Below are 21,435 nucleotides of genomic sequence, written 5' to 3' on the forward strand. Positions count from 1 at the left end.
ATTTTTATATAAAAATATAAAACTTACTTGCTTAAAAATACTCAATCTTTTATCAAAATACTATGGTTTTATTTTTATGTATAAAAATTCTATCATCAAAAACCAAATCAAGAGCTTTTGAAAGCACATTTTTTTCAACATTGCGTCCAGCTTGCTGCATATCTTGCCAAGTGTATTCATGACTTACAGGCAAAACTGCTTGAGTGATAATCGGCCCTTCATCAAGATTATTATTAACAAAATGTGCCGTAGCTCCAATAATCTTCACCCCACGCTCAAAAGCTTGTTTATAGGGATTTGCTCCCACAAATGCAGGCAAGAAAGAATGATGGATATTAACTATCTTTCCTTCAAAATGTTTGACAAAATCAGGGGATAAAATTCTCATATATTTTGCCAAAACCAAATAATCAAACTGATATTCTTTTAAACATTCTAAAACTTGTTTTTCCTGCTCTTCGCGCTTTAAATTTTCTGCACTGATGCAATGATAAGGGATTTCAAATTTTTCTACTAAGTTTTTAAGAGCGTCGTGATTAGAAATCACGGCTTTGATATTAGCCTCAAGCTCATTGCTATAATACTTGATCAATAAATCTCCCAAACAATGGCTTTCTTTAGTAGCAAAAACAATAATATCTTTCTTTCTTTTTTCACAAAGCTCTATATAAGCTTCTTCTCCCAACATCGCCTCAAGTGTCCCAATAAAGGCTTTTTTATCAAATTCACCCTCTAAAATAGCGCGGAAAAAAAACATTTCTTCGCCCACAAATTCATCATTTTTTACTATATTGATATGATATTTAAAAATCACATCAGAAATACGATAAATCAAACCTTTTTGATCCTTGGTGCAAATTTTTAATACAGAAATCATTTAATTTAACCTTTTAATATATTCATATAATTCATTTTCTCTTGCTTCTTTAAGCTTTAAACCCAACATTTTACCATAAATTCCAGCATCAAGAAAATCTTTTGCTAAAATACTTGTTTTAAATTTGTTCTCATAAAGTTTGAATTTTTTAGCCCACTTTATGCGCTCTTTATCCCAAAGCCCAAGCCATTCTTTTAAAGGCATATCCAAAGCAATACTTGCTAAATCAAAATCACTCATTTCATCAAGATAAAAAGCTTGATTTGCCTTTTTGAAATACTCTTTTTTTATTTTGCTTTTTTTAAAAAATTCCTCTTTGTTTAAATTAAAAAAATTTAAATACAAATACAAAAACAAAGCATCGTCTTTAACTACTTCTCTACTTTTTCTAAGCAAAGCTTGAAATTCCATACTTTTAAAAGCACTATCAAAGCCAAAAATTTCTTTTTCCATATTAAGCTCTTGTAAATATTTATAGCCCACTTCAAGCTTAGAGCTTTTAAAAAATTTATAAAGCTCAGCATTGATCCTATCTCTGCTAAGATCTTTTATATTCATGCTTTGCATTAATTTTAAGCTTTCATCTGCTATTTTAAAATCAAATCTTGAAGCAAAAGCCACTGCTCTTAAAATTCTTAAACTATCTTCTTGAAAACTTGTTTGATCAATATGCCTTAAAATGCCCTGCTCTAGATCTTTTAATCCTCCATAAAAGTCTAAAAACTCATCATTAAAAAGATTGATCATCATAGAATTTATAGTAAAATCGCGTCTTTTGGCGCCTAATTTTTCATCATTACAAATTTGCACCTCAAAACCCGTATGCCCATAACCTGTCTTATTTTCAGTTCTAGCAAGAGCAAAATCATAATTTTTAAATTTATATACAAAAAAACTTTTTCCAAAGCCTTGCGCGCCTAGTTTTTTCATCATTTTTTCAAAATCACTAGGCGTTATATCGTAAAGCTCTATATCATAATCATAAATTTCTAAACCTAAAAATAAATCCCTTACACTCCCACCAACCAAATAAGCCCTTTGAGTATAGGGACTTAGAAAATCAATGACAAATTTTAAATCTGCATTATTTTTTAAGCTTATCTTCGATGTTTGCAAGCAAAAACTCTAAAAAATTAATAGTTAATTGAAGTCTGTGTTCCAAATTCTCCTCCTTAACACTATTTAAACCCTCAAAAAGAACCAAAATTCTTTCTCTAAGGTGTTTTAAAAATATATCTTCATTAAGAGTTTGCACCTCTGCTATAATACTAGGGTTTAAAATTTCACTTTGCAAAACAGCCTCTTCTTTAACTGGCTCTTTATTTTCTTGATTTAATTCATCTAAATTTTTTATCTCTTCTTGAATTTTTTGCTCTTCTTCAAATTTCGCCATAGAAATTTTATCTTCTAATTCTTGCTCCAAAATAGGCTCTTCCTTAAGTTTAACCGTAGGCATATCCTCTTGAATTTGAGTCTTTCTAAGCTCTTCTTGTTCTTTTAGAATTTCACTTTGCCTTCTTTGTTCTTCCATGATAGAGCTAACTTCACTGATAGTTTTCTTTGCCAAATCTTCTAAATTCATATTTTTATCAACCACCTTTTAAATTCATTGATCTCTTCATCGCTTTTCATATTTATAAAAAAATCAAGCATTTGAGTATTTAAATCCTGATGCTTAGAACGAAACCCACTAAGACGACGCACTGCATCAATTGCATTTTGGTTATTAGGATCTTCTTTTAAAATATTTTTATAAATCTCTAAAGCTTCATCCTTAAGCCCTTGGGCTTCATAAATGGAAGCTTCTGTAACTGTGTTTTTCATTATCTTTCCTAATATTTTTTTTAATTTTAGCAAAAAGCATTTTAAGTTAAACTTTATATAATACGCTAAGAGCCATTGCAAAGATAAACAAAGCGCTGATTTTATTGATTTTATCTAAATGCTTATTCATAAAGATCTTAAATATACTTCCACCTAAAGCATAAAGACTTAAAGAGCAAAATTCTATCAACAAAATAATCAAAAGCAAAATATTTACATTCACTTGAAATTTTAAAAAAGAAGGCAAGATGGAAAACATAAAAATCCATGCTTTTGGATTAGAAGATGAAGCTATAAAGCCTTGGATGATAAGAGAAAATTTTTTCTTATGGATGATTTTTTCTTGAGTAATTTGACTTTTTGATTTAAACAATATAAAAGCAATATATAAAAGATATAAAGCACCCGCTATTTGAAAAAATTTAAATAAATTTTCATATCGCAAAATAAACTCTATCCCCAAAGCACAACACAAAACCACTAATGCTAATCCCACAAGCTCGCCAAATATCATCCATAAAGTATTTTTATATCCTAAAGAAAGTCCCAAGGAAAAAGCTAGGCTCATACACAATCCTGGCAGTAAAGAAACCGAAACAAAAGTCAAGATAAATAAAGTATAGTCCATTAAAACAATCTTAACACAAACATATAAAAAATAGTTCCTAAAATAATGCTAAGAAGTGCATTTTTAAAAAGCAGATGTATCAAAAATACCAAAATACAAGAGACAATAAAATCAAGCCCATAAGGATAAGAATAAAAATCCACCTCATAAAAAGTATAAAAAAATAAAATGATGATGATAACTAAAGGCATATTATACTGCACAAAAAGCAAGTGATAGTTTTCTTTTTTATTTTTAAACAAAATAAAAGCTAAAACACGAGTTAAATAAGTCGCTAAAGAAGCTGCTAAAATCGCATATAAAATATTTTTATCTAACATATTTTTTTCCAAAAATCAAAATCATCAGAGCGATAAAAATACAAAAAGCTAACATATAAGGCTTGTCTATGCAAAATAAAGCAAAAAGTGCCACAAAAGAAGAATAAAGTAAAATTTTTAAATTAGGATTTTGTTTATAAAGCTCATAAGCTAGCACAATAAAAAGGGCATTAAGACTAAATTCTACACCCGAATAATCAATATTTAAACCCTGCTTAAAATAATAACCCAAAACAGAACCTATTACCCAATAAATTTGATTCAATAAACAAACTTCAAACATAATAAGCGATCTTTGCGCACGACTAAGATTTTTGATTTTCTCTTTAATAGAGCTTAAAAGAGCAAAACTTTCATCTGTTAAAGCAAAGATAATATAGTGCCTTAGAAAATTAATGGATTTTAGCTCTTTTAAAAGTGATAAAGTATAGAAAAAATGGCGAAAATTCAATAAAAACAAAGTAAAAAAAATCATCAAAAAAGATACATTTTGCGCCACTAAAGCTACTAAAAGAAATTGCCCAGCACCTGCATAAATAAAAATTGAACTAAGCAAAATTTCAAACAAAGAAAAATCTTTACTAGCAGCTAAAATTCCAAAAGCAGCCCCTAAAGGGATATAACCCATTAAAACAGGGATAGTAAGAAGAAAGAGTTCTCTTTGCTTCATTTTTTCTCTTTGAATAAATGTTTTAGATATTCTTCTCTTTGTTTATCTAAATTTGGATCGCTTTTATGAATTTGTCGCTCTTCTTTTACTTTGACATTTTCATCATTAAAATACAAATAATCAATACCAAAAATAATAGCTATAATAATAAGCAAAGGAATTAAAAAAACCATCTAAAAGCTTTAATCAAGACATTTGATTGTAAATACTACCATAATAACGAATATTTTCAGCATTTTCATTTTTTTCTATAGTTTGTATCGCTCCGCTATTTATAGCTTTTTGGATATCTTTATCCAAATCTTGATAAGAAAAAACCATATTTATACTGATAATATGAGGTAATTTTTCAAGCATTTTGTAAGACTCAAGCTCTTTTTCTAAACTTTCACTTTCTATCACAACGATGATTTTTTCATTCTCACAAAGCTCTATTGAACATGAAGGAATTTTTAAGATTTCTTTTTTTAATTCATCTATATGTTGTACTTTAGCTACGATCAAAACGCTAGAAAGATTCATCTAAACTCCTAAATACAATTTTATCTCCAAAGCCTGAGATAATCAATTCTCTTTCGTTGATAAAAATGATAATTTCACTCATTAAATTTTCATCCTTGAAAATTCTAACAGTTTTTAGGGTATTTGTATCAAAAACCTCATTAAAACCCTCTTCATTATCACTATACGCAGCCAATTTCCCACTAGGACTTAAAGCGCAAGTATAGATTAAAAAATCTTTTTGCAAAAAAGTTTGCTCTTCATTTTTTACCAAACCTATACGCCTATCTGTGCCGCAACTTATAAGAGTATCATTTTTAAAATCAACTTGATAGATATTATCTTTGTGCATTTTATCATAGTTTTTTAATATTTTCCAACTTTTCAAATCAAAAAGTTCCACCTCCCCACTTTCAAATCCTGCTATAAACTTGGTTTTTTCTTCATTTAAAGCTGCATCATTTAAACTAGAATGAGAGAATTTAAACTCATTTATACGCTTTAAATCCTTATCAACAAGCTCTATTTTAGAACCCAATAAAACCAAAAGATAGGTATTTTCATCTATAAAAAAAGCCTCTTTAACACTGCTTTCTTGAAGTGTTTGAATTTGAAGATTGTTATTATAAAGGCTTAAATTTTTTGCTCCAAAATCGCCTTCACTAAGTATCAAAAGAGAATTTTGATAAACATCGATATTATAAATTCTAGCAAAATCACCCTCATAATAATTTTTAATTTTAGGCAAAGATAAAAGTTCTTTTAAGCTTTTATCTTTTAGATTATACTCATAAATCTCACCCTTATCAGTGCCTATATACAGCTCCTGCTGATCAAGCTTTAAAGCTGTAATATTTGAATTAAGCTTTAGCTCATAAGCAGGAGATAAAATATATAAAAAGCTTAAAATGAAAAGAATTTTTTTCATTATTTTACTCAACACCTTCATTAATTACATCGATTAAATTAGAACGATTTTTCAAGCCTTCATTTTTAAATTCAGCCTTAAAACTATTTCCAACTAAAGGTTTTGCATCACTTTGTGGAACATGACATTGGGTACAATTAAAGCGCGAATCACTGATCGCATCTCCTGTGGTTTTATTAGTTCTAAAATCATAATAATGACTCGCAGGAAGAGGAGTTGCGCCAACATCGGTTGCAATTGCTTTATCATGGCAACTAAGGCAGGTGTTATTATCCTTAGTAATAGGCAACATATCCTCAATAGTATGCGAAATAAGCGGTGGTGCATTTTCAAAAGAACGCTCAAAAAGCACAGATTCACCTGGCTGTAAAGCAGTAAAACTAGCATCGACCAAAGCTACCTTATTTTCATTTTCCAAACTTGCTTTCCTAAGTCCAATTTGCTCTGAACTCACCCCACTATTTAACGCACAAGCGGCTAAAAACATTATAGCAACGCTTCCTAGTAAAATCGTTTTCTTTTTCATTATTTTTTCCTTAAATCAAATATATTAAAATTTAAAGCATCATCGTTACACACTTCTACACAGCGTCCACATCTTATACATTCCCCCGAATTTACACTCGCGCTTTCTTTAGCTATCATCCAAAGAACTTGTTTTTCAGGACAAATTCCAATACATTTATAACACTTAGTGCATTTTTGATGATTGTGCTTGATTTTTAAAAGCGCAAAACGAGAGATGAAAGCATAAAAAGCCCCTAAAGGACACAAATGCGAACATATCGCTCTAGGACTCAAAAAAGCATCTATACAAAAAAGTATAAAAGCTATAAATATCCAAGAAGTGGTGCCAAAAATAATCCCTCTATGTATAATGCCTATATAAGACATACTTTCAAATACAGGCAAAGACAATACAAAAGAAAGAATTAAACTCAAAGCTAAAATATAATATCTTAAATTTTTACTTAAGATTAAAACCTTACTCTGTTTAAAAGCCATTTTAGAGCGAACAAAGGCAGCAAAATCAGTAATCAAATTTACAGGGCATACCCAAGCACAAAAAGCACGACCTAAGAAAGCTCCATAAAGAATTAAAACGATCAAAGCTCCCATAAGTGCCATTAAATCTATGCTAAAACTTGCTAAATAAATTTGAATCACTGCAAAAGGATCGCTTAAAGGCAGGGTATCAAAAAGCCTAGAAGAACTTAAATTTCCTTTTAAGATAAAATCCGTAGCCTTAAAACTAAAAAGAGCTAAAATTCCGATTTGAACGATGCGTCTAGCGATTAAATATCTCATCAAAATTCTCCCTCATTTAAATAATTTGTTGCCTTTTTAGCATCAAAATATTTAGAAGTATCTGCATCTTTTATACGATCTTCATCCTCTTGATCCCAGCCCTTTACATAATGCGAACCAGCCTTACCTAAAACATACTCGCGTGGTAAAACACGAATAGCAGGCTTTTCCGTAATACACGCAAGCTCGCAAAGCCCACAGCCTACGCATACTTCATGATCAACACTAGGCAATAAAAAGGCGTGCTTAGCAGTGCGCTCATTGCGTTTAAGTTCAAGTTTTAAAGCCCTATCTATCAAAGGACAAGCTCTATAACAAGCATCACACTGAATTCCCCAATGCGCTACACAAGAAGCACTATCTACGATCGCAATACCCATTTTTAAAGATTCTATGCCCTGCTCTAAATGTTTTTTATCCAAAGCATCGGTTGGACATTCCTTAATACATGGTATGTCCTTGCAAAGATAACAAGGAATTTCTCTAGCCTTAAAAAAAGGAGTTCCGTTTTTTGCACTATCTAACAAAGTAGCAAGTTTTAAAGTATTGTATGGACAGGCTTTTACACACAAACCACAACGAATACATTTGCTTAAAAATCTCGCCTCATCTTCAGCTCCTGGTGGCCTCAAGGCGTAATCATCGTCAGCCTTTAAGCTTAAATTTGCCAAAAATCCACCCGCAGTACAAAGACACAAACCTTTAAAAGCACTAGCAAAAAATTCTCTTCTATCTTTCATCAAATCAAACCTTTATCTTAAGCTTTATAGATTTTTACCGCACATTTTTTAAAGTCAGTTTGCTTAGAAAGTGGGCAAGTTGCATCTAGAGTAACTTTATTGATATATACATTCTCATCAAACCAAGGCACATAAACAAGTCCTACAGGTGGTTTGTTTCTGCCACGCATATCTACTCTTGCTTTTACTTTACCACGACGCGATTCTACCCAAACTAAATCTCCTTGATTTAAACCTAATTTTTCACCATCTTTTTCACTCATATAACAAAGTGCTTCTGGAACAGCACGGTAAAGCTCTGGCACACGCATAGTCATAGTCCCACTATGCCAATGCTCTAAAACCCTTCCAGTTGAAAGCCAGAATGGATACTCTTCATTTGGTCTTTCAGGTGCTTTCATAAATGGTCTAAAGAAAATTTTAGCTTTATTTTTAATACTATGTTCTTTTTCATCCTTAGGAGCTATCAAATCCCCATTGGTAAGCATTTTATTAAATTCACCATAGAAAGCAAAATCTGAATTTGGAGCAGCTTTTTTGGCATAATAATCAAATTTAGTATTAAATCTCCATTGTGTTTCTTTACCATTTACCACTGGCCATCTTAGACCTCTTACTTGATGATAAGTGTTAAAATCAGCCAAATCATGACCATGGCCTAAACCAAATTTACGATACTCTTCCCAAAGATATTTTTGAACAAAAAAGCCATATCCTTTAAATTCTTTTCCATCACTGCCTTGAATTTTTCTTTCATCACCCTTAACTTCACTATTGTCATAATCTTTCATAACAGCATCATTTGAAGTAAAGCTTTTTGCTTCTTTATTGGCAAATAAAACATCAAAAAGCGTATCATCTTCGCTATAACCCATAGCTTTTGCTTCTTCTAGTACACTTGGTAAAGTAAGCTTATCATCTACTTTTTGTTCTTTCCAAACCTCTTTAAGCTTAAAGCGTTTTGCAAATTCTAAAATTTGCCAAGTATCACTCATAGCAGCACCTACAGGTAAAACTTGTTGTTTCCAGTGTTGAGTTCTTCTTTCAGCATTACCATAAGCACCCCATTTTTCATAAATCATCGCACTTGGCAAGATAAGATCGGCTACTTTTGCTGAAATTCCAGGATAACAATCACTCACAACGATAAAATTATCCATATCTCTAGCTGCTGTGATCCAGTGATTTGCATTTGCGGTATTTTGCCATGGATTATTTACTTGAACCCAAGCAAATTTAATTTTACCATCCTCTAAATCCCTCATAATACCAAGATAAGGCGAACCTGGTTTTGGATTGATTGTTTTTGCAGGCACTTTCCAAATTTTTTCTGAAATTTCTCTGTGTTTTGGATTTGCCACGACCATATCTGCAGGCAAGCGGTGAGAGAATGTTCCTACCTCTCTAGCAGTTCCACAAGCACTTGGTTGTCCTGTTAAAGAGAAAGCCCCACTACCTGGCTTAGCTTGTTTGCCAAGTAAAAAATGCACCATATAAGCTTGTTCATTTACCCAAGAGCCTCTTGTGTGTTGGTTAAAGCCCATAGTCCAAAAGCTCACTACTTTACGATTTTTTTCTATATATAAATTAGCCAATTCTTGGAGTTTTTTCTTAAAATCTTCTAAAGATTCATTATCATCACCCTTGGCTACTTTTGCGGTATATTCTAAAGTATAAGGTGCTAAACCTTTTTTGAATTCTTCAAAAGAAATTTCCCAATTCTTATCAGCTACGCCTTGATGTTTCATTTCAAATTTATCACCCGCTTTCACACCAAGATAAGAAAGAGAGGTTGCTTCTTCTTCATCTAAAGTGATTGCATTTTCTTTTGCAACGGTATCTTTTTCGCTTTCTTTAAATTTAGGATGGTTTGGATTATTTCTCATGCCATAACCAATATCTGCATAACCTGTTGCAAATACACAATGATCTTTAATGAATTTTTTATCCATAGCTTCAGGATGATTATAAACAATCTCTCTTGCTATATAGTTCCAAATAGCTAAATCTGTATTAGGTTTAAAAATGATTTCAATATCAGCAATATTTGAAGTACGATTAGAAAAAGTGCTTAAATTCACAATTTTAACTTTATCAAGATTGCTTAGCTTTCTATCGCTAACTCTTGACCAAAGTATAGGGTGCATTTCAGCCATATTAGCTCCCCAAGTGATGATAGTATCGGTAAGTTCTATATCATCATAACAGCCTGATGGCTCATCTACACCAAAAGTTTGCATAAAACCAACCACTGCAGAGGCCATACAATGTCTTGCATTTGGATCGATATTATTTGTTCTAAAACCCGCTTTTGCAAGTTTTAAAGCAGCATAACCTTCTTGGATAGTGTATTGCCCACTACCAAAAATCCCTATACCTGTAACGCCGAGTTCATTGTAGGCTTTTTTAAATTGTTTTTCCATTTCATCAAAGGCTCTTTGCCAGGAAACTTGCTTGAATTTTCCTTTTTTGTCAAATTCTCCCTTATCATTCATACGAAGCAAAGGCATAACAAGACGATCTTCTCCATACATGATTTTAGCGTTAAAATATCCTTTAATACAATTAAGGCCACGATTTACAGGAGCAGCAGGATCACCTTTGATTGCTACAATTTTGCCATCTTTTCTAGCTATCATAATTCCACAGCCCGTTCCGCAAAATCTACAAACGGCTTTATCCCATTTCCATTCTTCCTCTTGTGCGCCAAATACTGGCCTTGGGACACTAAGACCTGCAACACTAGCAGCACTCGCAATAGCGGTATTTTTAATAAAATCCCTTCTATTCATACTCTAATCCTCCAAAATAATAAAAATCATTTTATTATAAAAAATAGAAAATAAAATTATCTTGAATTTTTTGCAAAAAATAATAATTTCAAAGCCCTATTTTATAGGACTTTTATTGTCCTTTTATCATTTTTGAAATAATAAGATTATAAAAAATAAAACAGGCTAGAAAACTCTAATCTAATAAAAATATAAAATAATGTTTGATAAATGATTTTGTTTAAAAAGCTAAGAAAGTAGCCCCATTGGGGGCTTTATATGTAGAAAATTAATGACAACCGCATCCGCCGCAGCAGCTAGAGCCACCAAAAAATGCATCAAGTTTTGCAATATCTGGCATTTCTGTCACTTCACTTACTAATTCTTTATAAGCGACTTTACCATCTTTGATTACAAATACAGCACGAGCTAAAAGACCTTCTAGTGGACCTTCACCAATTAAAACGCCATATTTTTCTCCAAATTCTTTTGCTACAAAATCGCTAGCAACACTTAGATTTTCTATACCTTCAGTACTGCAAAATCTACCCATAGCAAAAGGTAAATCCATACTTACAACTACAACTTCAGCTCCATTGTAGCTTGCTACTTTTTTGTTAAATTCTCTTGCTTCAGTTGCGCAAACTGGAGTATCTAAGCTTGGAAGACTTAAAACAATTTGTGTTTTACCTGCAGCACCAATTTCAATCGTGCTTAAATCTTTAGCCTTAAGTCCTACTTTAGGAGCATCTGCTCCAACTTCTACTGAATTTCCTTTAAGTTTTACTGGGTTTCCTTTAAAATTTACTGAACTCATTTTGTCATCCTTTATTTTTATAAATTGAAACATTTTTGTAATTTTAATGTTTCGAAAATTATTATATCTTAATAATTATTATTAATTCTTTAAATACTCAGCTTAAAATCACTCAACTTCATTCCAAGCATGTTTTTTCCAAATTTTTTGGGCTTCTTTACTTTGAATAAATTTCACAAATTCTAAAGCTTGTTTATTTTGAAGTCCTTTTTTGGTAGGAATGATTTCAGCTGTGCGATAAACTGCTGCTTTTTCATCTTCGATAAACAAAGCCTTATCTCCTAAAACCTTAGCCCAATGCGACCAAATAATTAAAGCGTCTATGTTTGGATTGTTGTTCCACTCATCTATAGCTATTTTAGAATTTTTAGCATAAACTTTAATATTTTTACGCAACTTGACCAAATTTTCTCTTTTACCATCTTTTAAAGCCATATCCTCATAAAGTCCAACTTGACCTGCACCATCAACAACCATAACATTTACATTATCTTTTAAAATATCCTCAAAACTTTTGATATTTTTTGGGTTATTAGGACGCACGATGATACCTGAAGGACGGGCATTTAAAACAACCAAATCTTCTAAATTCAAGCTAGGAATTCTTTTGATAAATCCATCCATCATAGAAGTATTACCCGAAAAAATCAAATCCGCATCTTTTCTAGCCTTTTTAAACCACGATGAGGTAGGACCTGCAGTCACTACAACTTTTTCTTTAGTTTTTTCTTCAAATTTCAATGCTAGTTCTTTCATAACCGGCGCAGGACCGCCAGGACCATAAATTAAAACTTCAGCATTTAAAAAACTTGCTGCGACTAAACTTAAAAATAAATATTTTTTCATATTTTAAACCTTTCTTTCAATGATATTTATTTTGAAAGAAAATGTTATCAATCTATGGTTAACTCTCCCTTGCAAAGCCCTGCTTCTATAAGAAAACACGAAGGTGTAAAAGCAGTTTTTTTATTTTTGTCGTATTTTGCATAGCTAAGATAAAGTATATTTTTAGCCCTTGTTACCGCAACATAAAACAGCCTTCTTTCTTCTTCCAAGCTTCCGCCCATGCTCATGAGTTTTTGATTAGGAAAACGCCCTTGTGCAAGATCGATCACAAATACCAAATCAAATTCCAAACCCTTGCTTGCATGCACGCTAAGCAAATTTACACCCTTGCCATTACTCATTTCGCTTGCACCTAGGGTTAAAAAATTATAATACTTATAAATATCGCTATAATTTTTAGTGAGTTCTTTTAAAACATTAAATTTCGTTTCTATCTTTTCTAAATTTTCTTTTTTTCTTAAAAGATCCACTTGCCCTGCTTTATTTGTCGCTCTTTTGATGGCTAATTCTTCGCAAATTTCCTTATAAAAAGAATTTTCACAAATTAAATTAACCAGTACTAAAGAATGTTTTGTTTCCATAGCTTTTTTTAAGAAAAAATAAATTTTTTCTAAATTTTTAGCACATAAATCATTAATCTTTGAAAGTTTTAAGATAGGATGAGCATTGAACTCACTCTCAAATTTAAAACGATTTTCACTGGCTAGTTCTTCTAAGTCTGCAAAAAGCCCAAGCTGGTAATTTCTTTTTTGATGGTTTTGCAAATTTACACTTTTATCAGGTTCTAAAAAACCCCTTATCAAGCTACCATGACCTAATTTTAAAAGAGCATCAAAAATTTCCTTTGCTAAAACTCCGCCTACTCCTTTGGTATACTGAACCAAATGAATAAATGCCATGATATCCTTAGGATTTACCACAAGAGCAAGCATAGCACTAAAGGCTTTAACCTCCAAGCTTTCAAAAAAACTCCCGCTGCCTTTTCTCACACTTGCGATCCCTTGCTCTCTTAAGGCCACCTCGATACCATCTGCACTCGAATTATTGCGAAAAATAACAGCAATTTCTTCCAAGCTCACTCCGCTAGTAAGTATCATTTTGGCTATATTTTGATATTGATCAAACAATTCTTCAAAAGTCAGTAAAGAAGGGGCTTTAAATTCATCTTTTCTTGTAACTATAAGCTCCTTTGGATAGAGTCTTTCGTTGTTTAAAATTACCTTATTTGCCAAAGCTAGAATACTTCTTGAAGAACGGTAGTTTTTGTTTAGAGAAAAAATTTGAGCATCCTTAAAACGCTGCTTAAATCCACCTATTATGTTAATATCTGCACCATTAAAAGCATAAATACTTTGATCATAATCCCCCACACAAAATAAGCTCTTACTCTCAAAAGCCTCGATTAAAGAACTCTGAAGCGCATTAGTATCTTGATATTCATCTACCAAAATTTCATCAAATTCGTATTTTTTTTCATTTAAAAGAGTTTTTAAATTCAAAAGTAAATCGTTAAAATCTACATAATTAAAACGCTTTTTTTCTTCACTGTATTCTTTTAATATATCTTCATAAATTTCTGCATAAATACTTTGATCTTCATAATTTACGCAAAACCAATGGTAAAAATCTTGATCATAAGCCTTGTTTTGAAATAAAGAATATATATCATATAAATAGCTTGACTGATAAGGTTTTATATCACTTAAATGTCTAAAGGTTCTTTTTTCATAAACACTTTTAAGTAGGGTTTTTAACTCACTGGCCTGTTTTAAAACCACATCTTTATTTGCGCTTTTAAGCAAGGTATAGGCTGTGCTATGAAAAGTTCCTGCTAAAATTTTTCCTGTAATATTTTTGTCAAAATATTTCCCCAAACGGCTTATCATTTCTTTACTGGCTTTATTAGTAAAAGTCAAAAGCATGATTTTTTGCGGCGATACACCTTGGCTTAAAAGATAAGAAATTCTTGCAACTATGGTAGAAGTTTTTCCCGTCCCCGCGCTTGCTATGATCAGATTGTGTCCAAAATTTGCAGTAGCAGCTAAATACTGCTCTTCATTTAATCTAGAAAGTGGCATTTTTTTCCTTAAAAAGCACGAATTATAGAAAAAAAATGCTTAAAAATATAAAAATTTAACATTTATTTATATTAATATATAGTACAATATTCAATTTATTTTATTTGTTAAGGAATTAAAGATGAATTTTAAATTTTTTTCTATTATTGTAGGGATTTTAGTCGTTGTGATTTTAATACTTAGCGGAACTTATTACTATCTTTTTGAGTATTCTAAACCTAGCTATACACCTATAACACAAACTTCAACAGAACAAAACCAATACAGCAATAACACCCATACAACAACCCAAAACTCTTATGTTTCTGATATTACAAATACAAATAATGAAAATATAAATTTAATACAAGACAAGCAAGATGAAAAGGATGCAAATAACATCATTAACGATGACAACAAAAGCGATACAAAATCTTCTCAAATTGCAAAACAAAACAATGAAGAAAAACTAGCAGCGATTGAAAAAGAAATCAGTAAACAGCAAAAAATTTTAGAACAGGAAAAAATATTTAAGCCTCAAAATACAAATAACAATAAAACAAATTATCAAGCTAAAAAACTAAGCCCAGCGCAAGAATATTTAAGCTTGGGAAAAAATAGTCGCCTTGAACCTCAACTAAGTACAGAAAATATGAAAGTTTATGTGCTTGATGGTAAATTCTTAAGCGATTATAGAATCAAGCTTTTAAAAGATATGTTAGCGATTATAGAAGATAATTCTAAAGACTATTTTCTTAGTGTTTTTGTTAAAATGCTGCCTAAGGGAGAAATGAGTTTAACTATTTACAATAAAGATATTATTTTCTCTGATATGAAAAAATCTTATAAATATATAAGTATGGATAAAATTTCACCTTATATTAAAACCCCTGAAGTGCTTAATCAATATGTAGCACGCGAAGAAATTATAGAAAGATTTAAGCTTCAAACTAAAAAAGAAGGAAAAGGAAGTGAATTTTCTAAGCATATAAATAGCTTAAAAACTGGACTTAACAAGGCTCAATACTTTTTTCCATTTTGTGAAATCATAGAAATTACTTCCGTAAAATAAGCCGCGTAAAAAAGGTAAAAAATAATGTATGATAAAAGCATAGAAAAAACATATTATCAAATTTGCGAAGAGCGTGGGTATTTTGAAATCGATGGAAATAAAGCCATACAAGAAAAAAATAAAAATTTTTGTATCATGATGCCACCGCCTAATGTAACAGGCGTTTTACACATAGGCCATGCTTTAACCTTTACTTTGCAAGATATTATGACACGATATAAGAGAATGGATGGCTATAAAGTTCTTTATCAACCAGGACTTGACCATGCAGGAATTGCCACTCAAAATGTTGTAGAAAAACAACTTCTTGCTCAAGGCATTAAAAAAGAAGAATTGGGTCGCGAAAAATTTATAGAAAAAATTTGGGAATGGAAAGAACAAAGCGGTGGAAAAATCCTAGATCAAATGAGAACTCTAGGAATTACTCCTGCTTGGAGCCGCTTGCGTTTTACTATGGATGAAGGCTTAGCAAATGCTGTAAAAAAAGCTTTTGTGGAACTTTACGATAAAAAACTTATCGTGCGTGGAAACTATATGATCAATTGGTGCACTCACGATGGAGCTTTAAGTGATATAGAAGTAGAATACAAAGAAAACAAAGGCAAACTTTATCATATAAAATATTATTTAAAAGATAGTGATGAATACCTAGTCGTAGCAACAACGCGTCCTGAGACTTTTTTTGGTGATACTGCAGTCATGGTTCATCCTGATGATGAGCGTTATAAACAATTTATAGGAAAAGAACTGATCTTGCCTTTGAGCAATAAAGCCATTAAAATCATAGCTGATGAACATGTAGAAAAAGAATTTGGAACAGGGGTTGTAAAGGTTACCCCTGCTCATGATATGAATGACTATGAAGTAGGACTTAGACATAATTTAGAATTTATAAGTGTTTTTGATGAAAAAGGAATTTTAAACGAGCATTGTTTGGAATTTAAAGGCTTAGAACGATTAGAAGCTAGAGATAAAATTGTAGCTAAACTGGATAGTCTTGGCTTTATAGATAAAATAGAAGAACATAACAATCAAGTAGGATATTGCTATCGTTGCAACAATATAGTCGAACCTTATATTTCAAAACAATGGTTTGTAAAGCAAGAAATCGCCAAAGAAAGTATAGAAAAAGTAGCTCTTGGCGAGAGTAAATTTTATCCAAGCCATTGGGTTAATAGCTTTAATGCTTGGATGAAAGATTTAAGGGCTTGGTGTATTTCAAGACAACTTTGGTGGGGACATCAAATTCCTGTGTATTATTGTGAATGCTCGCATGAATGGGCAAGTCAAGATACACCAAAAGCTTGTCCAAAATGCGGAGGGCAAAATTTCAAACAAGATGAAGATGTACTCGATACTTGGTTTTCTTCGGGACTTTGGGCAATAAGTACACTTGGATGGGGAAATGATACTTGGGGAAAAGATAAAATCTGGTTTGAAGAAGATTTAAAAGAATTTTATCCTAATTCTTTATTGATAACCGGTTTTGATATTTTGTTTTTCTGGGTAGCTAGAATGATGTTTCAAAGTACAAATGCTTTAGGGGCTTTACCTTTTAAAGATATTTATTTACACGCTCTTGTTAAAGATGAGCAAGGTAGAAAAATGAGTAAGAGTCTTGGAAATGTTATTGATCCAAATGAAAGCATTAAAGAATATAGCGCCGATATCTTGCGTTTCACCTTAGCCTTGCTTGCTATACAAGGACGCGATATCAAGCTTAGCAATGACAAACTTTTACAAGTTAGAAATTTCACAAATAAAATCTATAATGCGACAAATTATCTACTTTTAAATGAAGAGCAATTTGAAGACTTAGAAAAGATAGAACTTAAAAGCGCATTAGCTCAATTTGTTTATTCTAGATTTCAAGATTGTGTAAAAAATGTGAGAGAAAATTTAGACAATTATCGCTTTAATGATGCTGCAAACACACTTTATAAATTCTTCTGGGATGATTTTTGCGATTGGGGGATAGAACTTAGCAAAGCTCAAAAAGAATCAGTAAAAGAACTAGGAAGCATTTTCAAAGAGGCTTTAAAACTCTTGAATCCTTTTATGCCATTTATCAGTGAGTATCTGTATCACAAGCTTAGTAAAAGTGAACTTAAAACAAGTGCCTCCATAATGATAAGCAAATACCCACAATTTCATGCAAAAAATTCCAATATAGAAGAAATTTTCTCTTTGATCATAGAAAGCATTGTTAGCATACGCCGCGCTAAAAGCCTTGTGGATTTAGGAAATTCAAAAATAGAAAAAGCCTATATTAAATTAAATGATAAAAAAATGCAAGATGAAATCAAATCCTATATGAAGTTCATCACCATGCTTGCCAAATGCGAAAATATAGAATTTACAGAAAACAAACTACAAAAAGCCATTTGCGATGTAAGTGAAAATTTAGAAATTTTCATCACGCTTAATAATGTAGATTTAAGCGGTATTTTAACAAGGCTTGAAAATCAAAAAACAAAGCTAGAAAAAGAAAGTACCAAACTAAATGCTATGTTGTCAAATGAAAAATTTATTGCCAATGCGCCTAAAGAAGTCGTAGAACAGAATAAAGAAGCTTTGGCAAATTTAAAAACTCAGCTTGAAAAAATATCAGCTGAACTAGCAAATTTAAAAGGTTAAAAACTTTGATAAAAATACAAAATTTAAAAAAATATTACGGAAAAGAACTGGTTATTAATGATGTTTCCTTGGAGATAAAAAAAGGTGAAATCTATGCTATCGTAGGACACAGCGGTGCTGGAAAATCTACTCTTTTAAGATGTATCAATGGACTTGAAAGCTATCAAGAAGGAAGTTTAAAAGTGCTTGATGCTGAAATAAAAGATCTAAGTCAAAATAATCCTAAAAAGCTTAGAATGTTAAGAAAAGATATAGGTATGATTTTTCAAAATTTTGCCTTAATGGAAAGAAAAAATGTATTCGAAAATGTTGCAATGCCTTTAAGAATGCATTATAGCCAATGCAAAATTTATTCTAAGCTTTTTGGCAAAGAATATATGAGCGAAAAAGATTTAAATCAAAAAGTCAATTCTTTGCTTGATGTTGTAGGGCTTGATCATAAAAACAAAGCCTACCCCAGAGAACTTAGTGGGGGGCAAAAACAACGCGTGGCCATTGCTAGAGCCTTGACTTTAAATCCTAAAATTTTACTTAGTGATGAAGCCACTTCAGCTCTTGATCCTAATACAACAAAAAATATTTTAGAACTCATTGCTAAAATCAATGCTGAATTTGGAATAACCGTGGTTTTAGTCACACACGAAATGGATGTTGTAAAAGATGTTGCTCAAAAAGCTTTACTTTTAGAACATGGTCAGATTATAGGAAGTGGCGCAATTGATGAGCTCTTTTTAAAACCTAATGAAAAAATGAAAGAATTTTTGGGCGAAAGTGATTTCTTGCCTTCAACAGGTTTAAATATCAAGCTTTACTTCCCAAAAGAAGTAGCGCAAAATAGTATTATTACGCATATGGCAAGAACTCTTAATATCGATTTTAATATTGTTTGGGGTAAAATTGAAAAGCTTAATGGAAATGCTTTGGGAAATCTAGTGATTAATATCGATGAAAACGATAAAAGTAAAGTTCTTAATTATATAGAACAAAGTGGGGTTTTATGGGAGGTAGTATCATGAATGAAGTGTCTATATTTGATGCATTTTTGGGAAGAATTTCGCAATTTTTTACTGAATTTTCTTGGCAAGGTATCAAAGAGGTATCTCTAAATTCCATCAGCACCTTTGCACAAAACTATGAAAATATTTTAAAACCTGCTTTAAATGAAACTATTTATATGAGTTTAATGGCTGTATTTTTTGGTTTTATTTTAGCTATAATTCCTGGAATTTTACTTGCTATTTGGGATAAAAATGGTATCAAGCATAATAAAATCGCTTATGCGGTTTTAGATTTTATCACCAATCTTTTAAGAGCTTTTCCTTTTCTTATATTGATTGTTGTGCTTTTACCTCTTTCTAAAATTATAGTGGGCACTAGTATTGGCACAAATGCAGCCATAGTTCCTTTAGCTATAGGTATAGCACCTTATTTGGCAAAGATGTTAGAAAGTGCTTTTAAGGAAGTAGATCATGGCATTATAGAAGCTGCAAAAAGCTACGGTGCAAGCAATACTCAAATCATCTTTAAAGTGATTTTTAACGAATCCTTGCCAAATATTATTAGCGGTATAACTTTGACTTTGATTTTTACCATAGGTTTTTCAGCTCTTGCAGGAACTGTCGGTGGTGGCGGACTTGGAGATGTGGCGATTCGCTATGGTTATGAACGCTTTAATAAAGAAATCATGATTCAAACGGTAGTTATCTTACTTGTATTGGTGCAATTGGTTCAAATTTTAGGCAATTTATTTTACACTTGGGCTAAAAATAGCAAAACTTTATACATTCTTGCTACTTTAATAGCCTTATTTGTAATTAGCATAATCATCAATATAAACAACGATGAAAGTTTTGTTTGGCAAGCAATTATTTTAATCGTTCTTGCTCTGTGTTTTATTTATAAATTCCTTAAAAAATAAAAAATTAAATCCGGTTTTAATTTAAATATAAGTTTTTTTAAGTAGAATAAGCCAAAAAATTTTTAAAAGGATTAACAGATGATGCCTCAGATGCGCTAGTCTGACTATCAAGATTTCTCATAATGCTTCTTCCTGATAGTCAGAGTGATTAAGATTAAAGCAAGCACAAAAATGACTATATAAGGAAATTAAAATGAATATCAAAAATTTAATCGTAGCAAGTTTTTTAGGTTTGGCTGTAAATTTAACAGCCGCAGAAACTATCAGTATCGCAGCAACTCCAGTTCCTCATGTTGAAATATTAGAGCAGGTAAAACCTGAACTAGAAAAACAAGGTTATAAACTCGAAATCAAAGAATTTACAGATTATGTTTTACCTAATCTAGCTGTAGACAGCGGAGAAGTGGATGCAAATTTCTTTCAGCACACACCTTATTTAGAAGAATTCAATAAAAATAAAGGTACCAAACTCACCAAAGTAGCTAATGTGCATATCGAACCTATGGCTGTTTATTCTAAAAAATATAAAAGTTTAGATGATATCAAAGAAGGCGCTACTATAGCTATACCAAATGACCCAACCAATGAGAGTAGAGCTTTAGATATTATCGCAAAAAAAGGTTTGGTGGAGTTTAAAGAAAAAGCTCTTAAAACTCCACTTGACATCACAACAAATCCAAAGAAAATAAAATTTGTAGAGCTTAAAGCTGCTCAACTTCCAAGAGCTTTAAATGATGTGGATTTTGCTGTAATTAATTCTAACTATGCACTTTCTGCGAATTTAAATCCAGCTCAAGATGGCGTATTTATAGAAGATAAAGAAAGCCCTTATGCAAACATCCTTGTAGTAAAAACAGGAAATGAAAATGATCCTAAAATCCAAGCTTTAGCAAAAGCTCTACAAAGTGAGAAAGTTAAACAATTTATCATCGAAAAATACAAAGGCTCAATTCTGCCTGCATTTTAATCCTTGTCCCTTTTTTAGGGACTCTTCTTTTTTTAATCACCAAAGGAGTTTTTTATGAAATTATTTAAAATTATTTTATTATTTTGCTTACTGAATTTAAGTCCTATATTTGCCAAAACCATAACCATAGGAGCTACACCAAATCCCTTTGCAAGCTTACTAGAAAAAGTTAAAGATGATTTTAAAGATAAGGGTTATGAATTAAAAATAATAGAATTTTCTGATTATATACTGCCTAATAGAGCCTTAGAAGAAAAAGAACTTGACGCAAATTTATATCAGCACAAACCCTTTTTAGAAGAATACAATGCTCAAAAAGGCACAAATTTAACCCCAACAACGCCTGTTGTCATCGCACCAGTAGGAATTTATAGCAAAACAATTAAAGATTTAAAGAATCTTAAAAAAGGTGCTAGGGTTGCTATACCTAATGACGCTACAAATGAGAGTAGAGCTTTGGAGCTTTTAGAAAAAGCTGGCTTGATTGAGTTAAATCAAAATACTCTTAAAACCCCATTAGATATAAAGAAAAATCCTAAAAATCTTAAATTTAT

The 21,435-nt window shown here is 31.5% G+C and carries 23 protein-coding genes; 6 read left to right on the forward strand and 17 right to left on the reverse strand.

Annotation, left to right across the window (positions count from 1 at the left end):
- Nucleotides 1–52 precede the first annotated feature (52 nt).
- From purU to CCO88_RS09240, 17 genes are all read right to left on the reverse strand, one after another.
- Nucleotides 53–877: a formyltetrahydrofolate deformylase gene (purU, locus tag CCO88_RS09165; protein ID WP_002780400.1), complete on the reverse strand. Its 825-nt coding sequence runs from the start codon at nt 875–877 to the stop codon at nt 53–55.
- Nucleotides 878–1,993: a tRNA nucleotidyltransferase/poly(A) polymerase family protein gene (locus CCO88_RS09170; protein WP_002780402.1), complete on the reverse strand. Its 1,116-nt coding sequence runs from the start codon at nt 1,991–1,993 to the stop codon at nt 878–880.
- Nucleotides 1,962–2,459 carry an effector protein CiaD gene (gene ciaD, locus CCO88_RS09175; protein WP_002776689.1) on the reverse strand — a complete coding sequence of 166 codons (498 nt, stop codon included), beginning with the start codon at nt 2,457–2,459 and terminating at the stop codon, nt 1,962–1,964. The genes CCO88_RS09170 and ciaD overlap by 32 nt, the downstream gene beginning before the upstream one ends.
- On the reverse strand, nt 2,456–2,704 hold the full coding sequence (locus tag CCO88_RS09180; protein WP_087721326.1) for a tetratricopeptide repeat protein: 249 nt from the start codon (nt 2,702–2,704) through the stop codon (nt 2,456–2,458). Before CCO88_RS09180 ends, ciaD begins: the two co-directional genes overlap by 4 nt.
- 43 nt (nt 2,705–2,747) lie before the next feature.
- On the reverse strand, nt 2,748–3,329 hold the full coding sequence (locus CCO88_RS09185) for a LysE family translocator (RefSeq protein ID WP_004284218.1): 582 nt from the start codon (nt 3,327–3,329) through the stop codon (nt 2,748–2,750).
- On the reverse strand, nt 3,329–3,649 hold the full coding sequence (locus CCO88_RS09190) for a branched-chain amino acid transporter permease (protein WP_002776686.1): 321 nt from the start codon (nt 3,647–3,649) through the stop codon (nt 3,329–3,331). The genes CCO88_RS09185 and CCO88_RS09190 overlap by 1 nt, the downstream gene beginning before the upstream one ends.
- The gene (locus CCO88_RS09195) at nt 3,639–4,319 is read right to left on the reverse strand and encodes an AzlC family ABC transporter permease (RefSeq protein WP_002776685.1); all 681 of its coding nucleotides are present in this window, start codon (nt 4,317–4,319) and stop codon (nt 3,639–3,641) included. The genes CCO88_RS09190 and CCO88_RS09195 overlap by 11 nt, the downstream gene beginning before the upstream one ends.
- Nucleotides 4,316–4,492, reverse strand: a complete 177-nt coding sequence (locus CCO88_RS10740; protein WP_002776684.1) for a hypothetical protein — start codon at nt 4,490–4,492, stop codon at nt 4,316–4,318. Before CCO88_RS10740 ends, CCO88_RS09195 begins: the two co-directional genes overlap by 4 nt.
- A gap of 13 nt (nt 4,493–4,505) precedes the next feature.
- On the reverse strand, nt 4,506–4,841 hold the full coding sequence (locus tag CCO88_RS09200) for a chaperone NapD (protein ID WP_002776683.1): 336 nt from the start codon (nt 4,839–4,841) through the stop codon (nt 4,506–4,508).
- Nucleotides 4,828–5,748, reverse strand: a complete 921-nt coding sequence (locus CCO88_RS09205; protein ID WP_002780405.1) for a WD40 repeat domain-containing protein — start codon at nt 5,746–5,748, stop codon at nt 4,828–4,830. The genes CCO88_RS09200 and CCO88_RS09205 overlap by 14 nt, the downstream gene beginning before the upstream one ends.
- 4 nt (nt 5,749–5,752) lie before the next feature.
- A complete protein-coding gene (locus CCO88_RS09210) occupies nt 5,753–6,277 on the reverse strand; it encodes a nitrate reductase cytochrome c-type subunit (protein ID WP_072212040.1) in 525 nt (174 codons plus the stop codon).
- Nucleotides 6,274–7,059 carry a quinol dehydrogenase ferredoxin subunit NapH gene (gene napH, locus CCO88_RS09215; protein WP_072233348.1) on the reverse strand — a complete coding sequence of 262 codons (786 nt, stop codon included), beginning with the start codon at nt 7,057–7,059 and terminating at the stop codon, nt 6,274–6,276. The genes CCO88_RS09210 and napH overlap by 4 nt, the downstream gene beginning before the upstream one ends.
- Nucleotides 7,056–7,796 carry a ferredoxin-type protein NapG gene (gene napG / locus CCO88_RS09220; RefSeq protein WP_002784911.1) on the reverse strand — a complete coding sequence of 247 codons (741 nt, stop codon included), beginning with the start codon at nt 7,794–7,796 and terminating at the stop codon, nt 7,056–7,058. The genes napH and napG overlap by 4 nt, the downstream gene beginning before the upstream one ends.
- Nucleotides 7,797–7,813: 17 nt before the next feature.
- A complete protein-coding gene (gene napA / locus CCO88_RS09225) occupies nt 7,814–10,588 on the reverse strand; it encodes a periplasmic nitrate reductase subunit alpha (RefSeq protein ID WP_002817095.1) in 2,775 nt (924 codons plus the stop codon).
- A 268-nt stretch (nt 10,589–10,856) separates the two neighbouring features.
- Nucleotides 10,857–11,384: a thiol peroxidase gene (tpx, locus tag CCO88_RS09230; protein WP_002836677.1), complete on the reverse strand. Its 528-nt coding sequence runs from the start codon at nt 11,382–11,384 to the stop codon at nt 10,857–10,859.
- A 108-nt stretch (nt 11,385–11,492) separates the two neighbouring features.
- On the reverse strand, nt 11,493–12,230 hold the full coding sequence (locus CCO88_RS09235) for a substrate-binding domain-containing protein (RefSeq protein WP_002840441.1): 738 nt from the start codon (nt 12,228–12,230) through the stop codon (nt 11,493–11,495).
- Between the two features lie 47 nt (nt 12,231–12,277).
- Nucleotides 12,278–14,308 (reverse strand): ATP-dependent helicase, encoded by a 2,031-nt coding sequence (locus CCO88_RS09240; protein ID WP_002780416.1) that lies wholly within the window; start codon nt 14,306–14,308, stop codon nt 12,278–12,280.
- Nucleotides 14,309–14,429: 121 nt separating this feature from the next.
- Between CCO88_RS09240 and CCO88_RS09245 the strand changes: the two genes are divergently transcribed.
- The 6 genes from CCO88_RS09245 to CCO88_RS09270 form a co-directional block, all read left to right on the forward strand.
- Entirely contained in the window at nt 14,430–15,359 is a 930-nt protein-coding gene (locus tag CCO88_RS09245; RefSeq protein ID WP_002840444.1) for a hypothetical protein, read from the forward strand.
- A 24-nt stretch (nt 15,360–15,383) separates the two neighbouring features.
- Nucleotides 15,384–17,996, forward strand: a complete 2,613-nt coding sequence (locus tag CCO88_RS09250; RefSeq protein ID WP_002776667.1) for a valine--tRNA ligase — start codon at nt 15,384–15,386, stop codon at nt 17,994–17,996.
- 5 nt (nt 17,997–18,001) lie between these two features.
- Complete coding sequence (locus tag CCO88_RS09255; RefSeq protein WP_002840446.1) at nt 18,002–19,012, forward strand: methionine ABC transporter ATP-binding protein; 1,011 nt, start codon at nt 18,002–18,004, stop codon at nt 19,010–19,012.
- The gene (locus CCO88_RS09260; RefSeq protein WP_002776665.1) at nt 19,009–19,914 is read left to right on the forward strand and encodes a methionine ABC transporter permease; all 906 of its coding nucleotides are present in this window, start codon (nt 19,009–19,011) and stop codon (nt 19,912–19,914) included. The genes CCO88_RS09255 and CCO88_RS09260 overlap by 4 nt, the downstream gene beginning before the upstream one ends.
- A gap of 193 nt (nt 19,915–20,107) precedes the next feature.
- The gene (locus CCO88_RS09265; protein ID WP_002776664.1) at nt 20,108–20,881 is read left to right on the forward strand and encodes a MetQ/NlpA family ABC transporter substrate-binding protein; all 774 of its coding nucleotides are present in this window, start codon (nt 20,108–20,110) and stop codon (nt 20,879–20,881) included.
- A gap of 54 nt (nt 20,882–20,935) precedes the next feature.
- A partial coding sequence (locus CCO88_RS09270; protein WP_002780423.1) for a MetQ/NlpA family ABC transporter substrate-binding protein occupies nt 20,936–21,435 on the forward strand: 500 nt, incomplete at its 3' end.

The organism is Campylobacter coli LMG 9860 (genome assembly GCF_000254135.1).
Lineage (GTDB): Bacteria > Campylobacterota > Campylobacteria > Campylobacterales > Campylobacteraceae > Campylobacter_D > Campylobacter_D coli.

Excerpts from the sequence above, each read along its gene's own strand:
- purU (WP_002780400.1), bottom strand. The coding sequence starts at position 877 with ATGATTTCTGTATTAAAAATTTGCACCAAGGATCAAAAAGGTTTGATT.
- ciaD (WP_002776689.1), bottom strand. The coding sequence starts at position 2,459 with ATGAATTTAGAAGATTTGGCAAAGAAAACTATCAGTGAAGTTAGCTCT.
- CCO88_RS09185 (WP_004284218.1), bottom strand. The coding sequence starts at position 3,329 with ATGGACTATACTTTATTTATCTTGACTTTTGTTTCGGTTTCTTTACTG.
- CCO88_RS09190 (WP_002776686.1), bottom strand. The coding sequence starts at position 3,649 with ATGTTAGATAAAAATATTTTATATGCGATTTTAGCAGCTTCTTTAGCG.
- CCO88_RS09195 (WP_002776685.1), bottom strand. The coding sequence starts at position 4,319 with ATGAAGCAAAGAGAACTCTTTCTTCTTACTATCCCTGTTTTAATGGGT.
- CCO88_RS10740 (WP_002776684.1), bottom strand. The coding sequence starts at position 4,492 with ATGGTTTTTTTAATTCCTTTGCTTATTATTATAGCTATTATTTTTGGT.
- CCO88_RS09200 (WP_002776683.1), bottom strand. The coding sequence starts at position 4,841 with ATGAATCTTTCTAGCGTTTTGATCGTAGCTAAAGTACAACATATAGAT.
- CCO88_RS09205 (WP_002780405.1), bottom strand. The coding sequence starts at position 5,748 with ATGAAAAAAATTCTTTTCATTTTAAGCTTTTTATATATTTTATCTCCT.
- napG (WP_002784911.1), bottom strand. The coding sequence starts at position 7,796 with ATGAAAGATAGAAGAGAATTTTTTGCTAGTGCTTTTAAAGGTTTGTGT.
- napA (WP_002817095.1), bottom strand. The coding sequence starts at position 10,588 with ATGAATAGAAGGGATTTTATTAAAAATACCGCTATTGCGAGTGCTGCT.
- tpx (WP_002836677.1), bottom strand. The coding sequence starts at position 11,384 with ATGAGTTCAGTAAATTTTAAAGGAAACCCAGTAAAACTTAAAGGAAAT.
- CCO88_RS09235 (WP_002840441.1), bottom strand. The coding sequence starts at position 12,230 with ATGAAAAAATATTTATTTTTAAGTTTAGTCGCAGCAAGTTTTTTAAAT.
- CCO88_RS09240 (WP_002780416.1), bottom strand. The coding sequence starts at position 14,308 with ATGCCACTTTCTAGATTAAATGAAGAGCAGTATTTAGCTGCTACTGCA.
- CCO88_RS09245 (WP_002840444.1), top strand. The coding sequence starts at position 14,430 with ATGAATTTTAAATTTTTTTCTATTATTGTAGGGATTTTAGTCGTTGTG.
- CCO88_RS09250 (WP_002776667.1), top strand. The coding sequence starts at position 15,384 with ATGTATGATAAAAGCATAGAAAAAACATATTATCAAATTTGCGAAGAG.
- CCO88_RS09260 (WP_002776665.1), top strand. The coding sequence starts at position 19,009 with ATGAATGAAGTGTCTATATTTGATGCATTTTTGGGAAGAATTTCGCAA.
- CCO88_RS09265 (WP_002776664.1), top strand. The coding sequence starts at position 20,108 with ATGAATATCAAAAATTTAATCGTAGCAAGTTTTTTAGGTTTGGCTGTA.